Source organism: Mariniflexile sp., assembly GCF_052728615.1.
Map to the genome: position 1 here is coordinate 1 of NZ_JBFVFE010000092.1, position 10,230 is coordinate 10,230.

Annotated in this window: 7 protein-coding genes; all 7 read left to right on the forward strand. The window is 37.8% G+C overall.

Going from position 1 to position 10,230, the window contains the following annotated elements; all coding sequences use genetic code 11:
- Positions 1 to 89 precede the first annotated feature (89 nt).
- The 7 genes from ACU1LP_RS18635 (at position 90) to ACU1LP_RS18665 (ending at position 10,042) form a co-directional block, all read left to right on the forward strand.
- Complete coding sequence (locus tag ACU1LP_RS18635; RefSeq protein WP_445734826.1) at positions 90 to 1,472, forward strand: 3-keto-disaccharide hydrolase; 1,383 nt, start codon at positions 90 to 92, stop codon at positions 1,470 to 1,472.
- Between the two features lie 5 nt (positions 1,473 to 1,477).
- Entirely contained in the window at positions 1,478 to 2,818 is a 1,341-nt protein-coding gene (locus ACU1LP_RS18640; RefSeq protein ID WP_445737029.1) for a Gfo/Idh/MocA family protein, read from the forward strand.
- 12 nt (positions 2,819 to 2,830) lie between these two features.
- The gene (locus ACU1LP_RS18645) at positions 2,831 to 4,018 is read left to right on the forward strand and encodes a Gfo/Idh/MocA family protein (RefSeq protein WP_445737030.1); all 1,188 of its coding nucleotides are present in this window, start codon (positions 2,831 to 2,833) and stop codon (positions 4,016 to 4,018) included.
- 9 nt (positions 4,019 to 4,027) lie between these two features.
- Entirely contained in the window at positions 4,028 to 5,707 is a 1,680-nt protein-coding gene (locus ACU1LP_RS18650) for a sulfatase family protein (protein WP_445737031.1), read from the forward strand.
- A 287-nt stretch (positions 5,708 to 5,994) separates the two neighbouring features.
- Positions 5,995 to 7,305 carry an alginate lyase family protein gene (locus ACU1LP_RS18655; RefSeq protein ID WP_445737032.1) on the forward strand — a complete coding sequence of 437 codons (1,311 nt, stop codon included), beginning with the start codon at positions 5,995 to 5,997 and terminating at the stop codon, positions 7,303 to 7,305.
- A gap of 6 nt (positions 7,306 to 7,311) precedes the next feature.
- Positions 7,312 to 8,694, forward strand: coding sequence for a cellulase family glycosylhydrolase (locus ACU1LP_RS18660; protein ID WP_445737033.1), 1,383 nt, complete (start codon positions 7,312 to 7,314; stop codon positions 8,692 to 8,694).
- A 1-nt stretch (position 8,695) separates the two neighbouring features.
- Positions 8,696 to 10,042, forward strand: a complete 1,347-nt coding sequence (locus tag ACU1LP_RS18665; RefSeq protein WP_445737034.1) for a family 43 glycosylhydrolase — start codon at positions 8,696 to 8,698, stop codon at positions 10,040 to 10,042.
- Positions 10,043 to 10,230 lie beyond the last annotated feature (188 nt).

Genomic DNA, 10,230 nt, shown 5'->3' on the forward strand with positions numbered 1-10,230 from the left:
AAGTGAAAAGTCTTTAAAGCACTGGTTTTACTGACTTTTCAACTTTCTTTTCAACATTCGCTTGCGGATTTAAGGTTAAAAATGAACCCATGAAAAAAATCACTTCCATTAGTATTTTACTTATACTTTTTACAACAGTTTGTGTTGGCGGCTGCTCCCAAACAAAAAAAGACCCGGCACCTTGGGTGTCTTTAATAGATGGCAATACTTTAAACGGTTGGACTAAAAAAGGGGGAAACGCAACGTACTCTGTGGCCAATGGTGTGATAACCGGTACCACAGTTAAGGATACACCCAATACATTTTTAACGACCAATGAAAATTACGGGGATTTTATTTTAGAACTGGACTTTAAGGTGGACCCCAGTATGAATTCTGGAATCCAGATTAGAAGTAATAGTTTTCCATATTATAGAGATGGCGTAGTCCATGGCTACCAAGTTGAAATAGACCCATCGGAAAGAGCTTGGAGCGCGGGAATTTTTGATGAACAGCGCCGCAAGTGGCTACACACCATTACAGACGAAAACACCGCTGCAAAAAAGGCATTCAAGCAAAACGAATGGAACCACTATAGAATTGAAGCGATTGGCGATACCATAAAAACATGGATCAATGAGGTGCCAGCAGCGTATCTTATAGATGGTAAAACAGCTTCAGGATTTATAGGCTTGCAGGTGCACAGTATTCATGGGGAACAAAAAGAAGGTACCACGATCAGTTGGAAAAATATTCGAATTATTACCGATAATCCATCAAAGTATTCTAAAAAAACATCATTAAAACCTATAATAACCAAAAATCAATTAACCATTGACGAAGAAAAATCGGGCTGGAAATTATTGTGGGATGGAAAAACAACCAACGGTTGGCGCGGTGCCAAATTAGAGAGCTTCCCGGAAAAAGGCTGGAAAATTGAAAATGGGGAATTAATCGTTTTGCCTTCAGGTGGAGCAGAGTCTGCCGCAGGTGGCGACATTGTTACGACCGAACAATACGGAGATTTTGAATTGACAGTGGATTTTAAATTAACACCAGGAGCTAATTCCGGAATCAAATATTATGTGGATACCAACATCAATAAAGGTGAAGGGTCTTCCATAGGTTTGGAATATCAAATTTTGGATGATGCCCTCCATCCAGATGCCAAATTAGGGAACCATGAAGGAAGTAGAACGGTTGCTTCACTATACGATTTGATTAAAGCCGACCCAAACAAACCCATAAATCCTATTGGGGAATGGAATACGGCGTACATCATTTCCAAAAACAATCATGTAGAACATTGGTTGAACGATGTTAAAGTGCTGGAATACGAGCGCGGAAGCGATGCTTTTTTAAAATTGGTTTCAGAAAGCAAATATGCACAATGGCCAAATTTCGGATTGCTTGAAAAAGGTAAAATCCTGTTGCAGGACCACGGCGATAAAGTGTCTTTTAAAAATATAAAAATTAAATCTTTAGAAAAATAAATACGATGGATGATAGAAGAAGTTTTATAAAAAAAGCCGCTTTGGGCGGCATGGGATTAACGGTAGCAAACTCCGCCATGGCCATGTCTGCCAAAAGCTATAATCGTATTTTGGGTTCAAACGAACGCTTGCACGTTGCTATTGCCGGTCTTGGCAGAAGAATGGGCGCCTATAAAGAACCCATAGCCTTAAAACGAAGCAATGTGGAATTGGTTTATCTGTGCGACGTTATGGAAAGCCAGCGCACAAAAGCGTTAAAAGTATTTAGAGAGCATATTAGTTACAATCCTAAGCTAGAAAACGATATACGAAAAGTGCTTGACGACCCGAAAGTAGATTTGTTGATCAACGCTACTCCCGATCATTGGCACACACCCGGTTCCATTATGGCAATGCAGGCGGGCAAACATGTTTATGTAGAGAAGCCCAGTAGCCATAATATGTTTGAAAACGAACAATTGGTCGCAGCCTCTAAAAAGTATAACAAGGTGGTGCAAATGGGCAACCAACAGCGTTCCTCGGGGCATACCATTGAAATAATCAAGGAAATCCATAATGGCGCTATAGGGAAGCCATACAAAGCCGTGGCTTTTTATAATAACGCTCGTGGCGAGGTGCCCCTTCAAAAATCCGCACCGGTTCCAGAGGGATTGGATTGGGGTTTATGGCAGGGACCTGCTCCAAGACGCGAATATACCTTTGAGACTTGGGATTATAATTGGCATTGGTACGGATGGGATTATGGTACGGCAGAAGCGGGCAACAATGGCACGCACGAACTGGATGTGGCACGGTGGGCACTGCAAGTAAATTTCCCAATCCATGCACAAGCCAATGCCTCGAAAAACCATTTTATAGATGATGGTTGGGAAATGTACGACACCATGGATGCCACCTTCAAATTTGCTGATAATAAAATCATCAAATGGGATGGAAAAGCAAGAAATAGTTACAACACCTATGGCGGTGGTCGTGGAACCATCATTTACGGCACCGAAGGAACGGTTTTTGTAGATAGGGAAAAATATAAGCTTTATGACCGTAAAGGGGATTTAATTAAAGAGAGCAAGTCAACTTCCAGTGAAGCTGGCAATGTTTTAGGCGGTGGCGGCGATACTTCTACAGGCCATGTCCAAAACTTTTTTGATGGCATTCGAGGAAAAGCAACATTGAATGCACCCATTGAAGATGCGAGCATCAGTATGGCCATGGTACATTACGCTAACATTGCATACCGTATAAATAGCGGTTTTGATATTGATGACAAAACGGGTAGGATGTACAATCGTGATGCCATGGAATTATGGTCTCGAACCTACGAACCTGGATGGGAAATTAAATTATAAAACCTAGTACTTTTGAAAAGAAGAGAATTTATAAAAAAAGGGGGCATAGCCACAGCACTGGTTACCACAACAACTGTTTTGGGTAGTGTGGGTTACAATCTATATAAGGATAAAACAATTAATATTGGCGTTATTGGAACCGGTGTACGGGGTAATGGTTTGCTGCATATTTTAAACCAAATTGAGAATATTAATGTGGTAGCCTGTTGTGATATCATTCCTTCGCATCTGGAAGAAGGATTAAAAATCACGAAAGGTTCAGCTAAAGGATATTCAGATTATCAAGAGTTGTTAAAGGACAAAAAAGTAGAAGCCGTGATTGTTACGGTGCCATTTTATTTACATGCACAAGTTGCTATGGATGCCTTAGATGCCGGTAAGCATGTGTATTGCGAAAAAACCCTGGCTAAAGGATATGATGACATTAAAAATCTATTGAATAAAGTAAAAAGTTCCAATAAAATATTTCAGGTAGGGCATCAATACCACAGCTCCCGACTTTATACACATGTTGTGGATTTAATAAAGAAAGGAAAAGTAGGCGACATTTCTGCTTTTGAATGCCAATGGAACAGACATGGCGATTGGAGAAGACCAGTGCATGACCCCTCTTTGGAACGTGCCATTAATTGGCGTATGTACAAAGAATATTCGGGTGGCCTTTTGGCTGAATTATCATCGCACCAAATAGAATTTGTCAATTGGGTTTTAGATGCACATCCAGAAAAAGTGGTGGGAATGGGTGGTGTAGACTATTGGAAAGATGGTAGGGAAACGTATGATAATATCCATGTTATGTATTCTTATCCAAACGGGGTAAAGGCGAAATTTGCTTGCTTAACCACTAATGCAAACGAAGGCTATCAAATTAAAATTCTGGGAGATAAAGGCACTTTGTTAATTGATTATGATACGGCTTGGTTTTATCCTGAAGGAGAGAAAAAAGTGATTCCAAATGATGTTGATGGCGTTTCTGGTGCAACCGCCAAGATGAACTATAACAACGGCGAAGAAATCAAGATATCCCATGCCGACCCAAGCAAACAAGCGCTCATCGACTTTAAAAACAGTATTATAGAAAACAAACAGCCCGAATCAAATATTTACACAGGAGCTAGAGCCGCCGTTTGTATTCAAATGGGTCTGGATGCCATGTATAATAATACCATTGTAGAATGGAATCCAGGATTTGAGATATAGCCCTTTAAAATGAAAAATATTTTAATAGGATGCTATTTATTAGCATCTGTTTTTGCATGTAGTGATGGTTCTAAAACTCAACAAAAGCCAAACATTATTTTCATTCTGACCGATGATCAACGTTGGGATGCTTTTGGTTATGCAGGAAATCCGTTGGCCCACACTCCAGAAATGGATAAATTGGCAGCGGAAGGAGTGTTTTTTAAAAATGCCATGGCAACTACACCCATTTGTGCTGCCAGTAGAGCAAGTATTATTAGTGGCTTACAAGAGCGTACACATAATTACAGTTTTACCACGGAAGAAATGAAAGAGGAATATATGCAGAATGCGTACCCAAGAGTGCTAAAAAAGAATGGTTATTATACTGGTCTGTATGGAAAGTTCGGGGTTAAATACAGTCATTTGGATTCGTTGTATAATGTATATGAAAACTACGATTTATGTTACGACCGAAAAGATAGAACGAGTTATTATTATCAAACTTTAGGAAAAGACACGGTTCATTTAACACGCTATACTGGAGAAAAAGCCATTGAGTTCATTAAAAAATCATCTTCGGACATACCTTTTTGTTTACAACTAAGTTTTAGCGCGCCCCACGCCAGTGATAATACCAAAGAACAATATTTTTGGGATAAAAAATATGATTATGTATTAGAGAACACGACTATTCCAGATGCCAATATATCTGATGATGAATATTATAACAGATTGCCACAACGTGTAAAGGATGGCTTTAACCGTTTGCGTTGGTACTGGAGATACGATACACCTGAAAAATACCAGCACAGCGTAAAAGGCTATTACAGAATGATAGCAGGAATAGATGATGAAATATCCAAAATACGGAAAGAATTGGAAGTTAAGGGTATTGCTGATAACACCATAATTATCCTAATGGGTGATAATGGTTATTTTTTAGGTGAGCGACAATTAGCAGGAAAATGGCTTATGTACGATAACTCCATAAGAGTGCCCTTAATTATTTACGATCCAAGAGTTAAAAAACACAGGGATATTGACGATATGGCTCTAAATATAGATGTGCCATCAACCATTTTGGATCTTGCGGGCGTTACATCTCCATCAAGTTGGCACGGAAAAAGTTTAATGCCTTATGTGAATGATGAAAAACCTAATACGGAGCATGATACTATTTTAATAGAACATTTATGGGACTTTAAAAACATTCCTCCGAGTGAAGGGGTTCGGACTAAAGATTGGAAATATTTTAGATATGTGGATGACAAGTCCATTGAAGAATTGTACAATTTAAAAGAAGACCCGCAAGAGATCCATAATTTAATCAACGATAAGGCTTATACCGAAGTTTTAAATAAATTGCGTAAAACCTGCGAAGCATTGATTGTTAAATATAAAGACCCTTATGCACTCAATCCAACCAATATGGTTTTTAATAACAACAAGTTTAGTTGGAAAATTTCAAACAAGACTCAAAACCAAACCGCATATCAAATATTGGTTTCATCTTCAAAAGAAAATATTGATAACAATAATGGCGATGTTTGGAACAGTGGGAAAGTAGAAAGTTCTGCTAATAAAGGTATAAACTATGAAGGTCAAAAATTAATTCCTAACAAACAATACTACTGGAAAGTGCGTGTTTATGATGCGATTAACAGAACAGGACGCTATACTGAAGCTGAAAATTTTCAATTGAAATAACAAACACTTTTTTACCAGTTTTCTGCATAACATAAAAAACACGGTCTTTATAGTCCGTGTTTTTATATTTAATATTAGGGGTTTGGATGTACAATTTAATGATACAGGACAGAGCAGGATGATTTTGTTTTAATTCCATGTTAAATTTGGCAGTAATCAAAGTTGGAGCTTTATCCAAATGCTATTTACAACGCATATTGCGAGACGTTACGAAAATGAAAACTTAGAAGTAGCCATAGCTATCATTGAGAATAATCAAATCTAATAATCAATTAAAAACTAACATATTGAAACATATAACACTAAAATATTTGTACATACTTCCAGCTATAGTCTCTTTAACTTTTAACGCTTGTAAGTCGCCCAACAAAAAACAAGCATTATCAACTGAAAAAATAGCTTCGCCAACTTTTGATGCATCAAAGGGGTTTGTGTATTACAACAACAAACATGTAGCGTTGGTTAAAGAAAAAATCAAAGCCAACGATTCGTATTTTTTGAAAAATTATGAAGAAGTTTTAAAGGATGCTAATGATGCACTGAATTACAAGGTCGATCCTGTGACCAACAAAACAGAAGTCCCCCCCAGTAAAGATAAGCACGACTATATTTCTTATGCGCCATATCGTTGGCCAGATCCGTCAAAACCAGATGGATTGCCATGGATTGCCAAAGATGGTATCATCAATCCCATATCACGAAGTGCTGGTACAGATTTCAGTAGGAAAGACAATTTTTTTGATGCCATAGAAAAACTGTCGTGGGCTTACTATTTTTCTGATGATAAAAAATATGCAGAAAAAGCCATAGCATTAATAAAAGTTTGGTATCTCGATCCAGAAACCAGGGTAAACCCTAACCTCAATTTTGGTCAGGGACATCCCGGTATTGCGACTGGAACCAAGGCGGGGGTCCATGAGTGGGACGGTCAGTCTTATATCATCACAGCACTACAAATGTTTGAAGCTAAGGGGATTTTGCCCACTGATATGAAAAGCGGTATGTCAGCTTGGTTTAATGAATATCTGAACTGGCTTATTACAGAACCCATGGCGATAGATGCTGGGTTTACCAGACAAAACCATGCAAATCATTACACTTTTCAGGTTGTAGGCTTAATGATGTACTTAGGGAAACATGAAGAAGCGAAAGCCGTTGTGGAAGATGCTAAAACATCTCGAATAGCAGACCAAATTACGCCTGATGGCGGGCAGCCCGGAGAATTGGGTAGAACAAAATCAGTAAGCTACTCCAATACCAATTTATGGTTGATGACCGAGATAGCCCTTATGGGACAAAAATTAGGTATAGACTTATGGAAATATGAAACAGAAGATGGCAGAAGCCTTAAAAAAGCCTATGGATTTATGGCGTACTATGTTTTGAATCCTAAAGAATGGCCAAAAAAACAGATTAGTGAAGGCGGTCCGGAAAAAACGTTGGAAGAGGGCACAAAACCGCTTTTGTCGAAGGCTTCCACCGCTTTAGGAACACCATTGATCGACCCCAAAGCCAAAGCATACCTTAAACTTAAACCACTCGATGTTTTGCTATATCCACCTATGGATAAATTGCCTGAAATTAATGTAAAAAAATAATTTTTTATGAAAGTTAAACAGCCCCTTTTACTGTTGGTGATTCTGGTATCATTTTCAATATCGGCACAAATAAAACATGGACTGCGTGATGAGCAAGGTCGCCATATTATTCCCCGAGGTTTTGTAATTGTAACCAATGAGGGAGACTTTAAGGGAGATGATTACTTAAGAATGGTGAGAATGGGCGCCAATTACCAAGTGGTGCGTTTGGAATTGGGGAGATTGAGTGAATTTCCAGGAGCAAAAATAGAGGAAAGTTATCTGAAAAAATTAGAGAGTTTAGTTGCTTTAGGAAAACAGGTAGGTATAAAAACAGTTTTCAAAATGACCGTTTATGGCGTGGATGATTTTTCATGGGAAGCTTTTTGGTTAAATAAAAACAAAGAGCATACTACGTACATAAATGCATGGAAAGTAGTTTGGGACCGTTTTAAAAACGACTCTTTTGTGTTGGGTTACGATGTGGTTAACGAACCCAGAAAGTTAACCATGGATATTTCGTATAACGATTTAACTTCCAAATACTTGGTGCCTTTATATCAAAAAATCATCGATGAAAGCCATAAAATAAATGCCGATAAAAAGATTCTTATCCAATCTATTTTTATGAATAAAGGTGAAGGTATTGATAACAACCAATATGCAGAAATAACTGCACCTGTAAACAGAAAAAACGTGATTTTCTCGCCACATATCTATCAAAACAAACAAGATTTGGTAAAACCTGTCATGGATCGTTTTGACAAAGAGTCCGATATGTTGAATGCCCCTATCTTTATTGGCGAATGGGGGTTTCCAACCTTCGCACAAACAGATACCATTATCAGTGGTAGGATAGGGCAATTAAGTTACACCGAATTGTATATGCGCACTGCCGAAGTTTTTGACGAGATGGGCGTGGGAAGCATCAAAGCATGGTTTTCCGGAAATCCGAAAATGCAAAATTTTTTGGCAGATGGCCCTTCTACTTGGGCGATTTTCAGTGATAAAAATGCGGTTGGCACTGTAGAAAGAAAATACATTACCGATATTATAGCACGCCCATATCCACAAACCATAGCTGGCGATATTCAATCCTTTAAATTTGATTTTGCCACACGTACTTTGAGCGTTCATGTAATAACAGACAATAGTAAAGGTGCTTCCCAAATATTCATTGGTGCGAATCGGCATTATCCGGACGGTTTTACGGTGATGTGTGGCGATTCAACAATACTAAAACACGATCCCTTGAAAAACAGTGGTCTAGAAGTAGTGCGAATGAATAGCCTATCAAATCCATCGGATTTTATATGGGACGATAACCGTCAACAATTGACCATCTTAAAATGGCCCGTTAACAATAAGGAATTGCATTTAAAAATCGTACCTGGAATATTTACCGAATAATATGAATTTGAATATTATAGCATCCGTTGGCAAATTACAATCCACGGCTCTTTTTATGCTCGTGGTGTCGCTAGGTTTTTCCCAAAACCCCATCACCAATGCTAAAGGCGTTTCAGATCCACATGTTCGAGTATTTAATGACACTATTTATCTGTTTAGCGGCCATGATTCCAGTCCTGAAGATAAGCTTTGGGACATGAAAGATTGGCGTGTGTTTTCATCAACCAATTTATTGGACTGGAAACACGTTCAAACTATTTCGCCAGAAGATAATTATATGGATGATACCAGTATAGACTGTTGGGCAAGTGATGCGGCGACCAGAAACGGCAACTATTATTTCTATTTTTCTGATAAAAAAAGAGGCATTGGAGTAATGACGGCAAACCATCCCACGGGTCCTTATGTGGATGCATTGGGAAAACCATTGGTATCGCCCATGCACGATCCAACCATTTTTATAGATGATGATAAAAATAAAACCCCTTATATAGTGTATGGTGATAAATCGGATGCTTATTATATTGCGGAATTGAATGGGGACATGATATCAGTTGCCGAAACCCCAAAGCCTATAACCATAAATGGTGAAGCTTGGGAAAAAGCACCAAAGTGGATGGACAAAAATTACCTATTCAAACATAAAGGTACTTATTATTTAAGTTGGGGACGGGATTATGCCATCTCAAAAAATATTTATGGTCCTTATGAATGTGTAGGTTCTGTTGGAAATGGTCATTATCTGGACGAATTTGCCCATGGAAGTTTCTTTTGGTGGAAAGGGCAGTTTTACCATGTATGGTGCTACTATCTTGAAAATGGGTTTAAGTTCAGGGAAACCATTATTACTTATTGCCACTTTGATGATGATGGCAATATTGTAACTGATACAGGGTTTCTAGATAAACATTTCAGTAATGGAGTTGGGCAATATGATGCGGCATGGGATAAAATAGAAGCGGAATGGTATTATGGAATATCGCCACATATTAAAAAACAAGGTAACCGGGAAAATGGTTTTGTGTTGACCGATATCAAAGATGGGAGTTGGATAAAATATGCCAACGTAAATTTTAATAATAATGAAAAGTTTGAAGCCTCTATAAATGGGGTCAAAGGAAAAGGGATTCTTGAAATACGAGCCGGAAATCTAAATGGTCCTATTTTGGGAACAATTTCAATAAAAAGGAAAAAAAATACAGATACAGCTACACAACAGCTCATCAGTTGTGGTATTAATAATGCAAATGGAAAAAAAGATGTGTATTTTAAATTTATTGGAGATAAAAAATTTGAAATACAACTTGATTGTTTTACATTCAAGGGCGAATCATTAATAGTTAACTAATTTTCTTAATTCAACATGTATTCTATGAATAATATACTTGAAGAAATTGCTAAGAACGATAAGAAAGTTTTTAAAAACTTTTTTGATGAACACTATCTGGAATTAGTGCATTACCTTAAATCCGCAAGCGATTAATTTGCTATTTTAAACATTTATTTTATGTGGTAAAAGTAATCTTTTCGGATAAT

What these genes read in the sequence shown, in the direction of transcription:
- ACU1LP_RS18635 (WP_445734826.1), top strand. Translation starts at nt 90, where the DNA reads ATGAAAAAAATCACTTCCATTAGTATTTTACTTATACTTTTTACAACA.
- ACU1LP_RS18660 (WP_445737033.1), top strand. Translation starts at nt 7,312, where the DNA reads ATGAAAGTTAAACAGCCCCTTTTACTGTTGGTGATTCTGGTATCATTT.
- ACU1LP_RS18665 (WP_445737034.1), top strand. Translation starts at nt 8,696, where the DNA reads ATGAATTTGAATATTATAGCATCCGTTGGCAAATTACAATCCACGGCT.
- ACU1LP_RS18640 (WP_445737029.1), top strand. Translation starts at nt 1,478, where the DNA reads ATGGATGATAGAAGAAGTTTTATAAAAAAAGCCGCTTTGGGCGGCATG.
- ACU1LP_RS18650 (WP_445737031.1), top strand. Translation starts at nt 4,028, where the DNA reads ATGAAAAATATTTTAATAGGATGCTATTTATTAGCATCTGTTTTTGCA.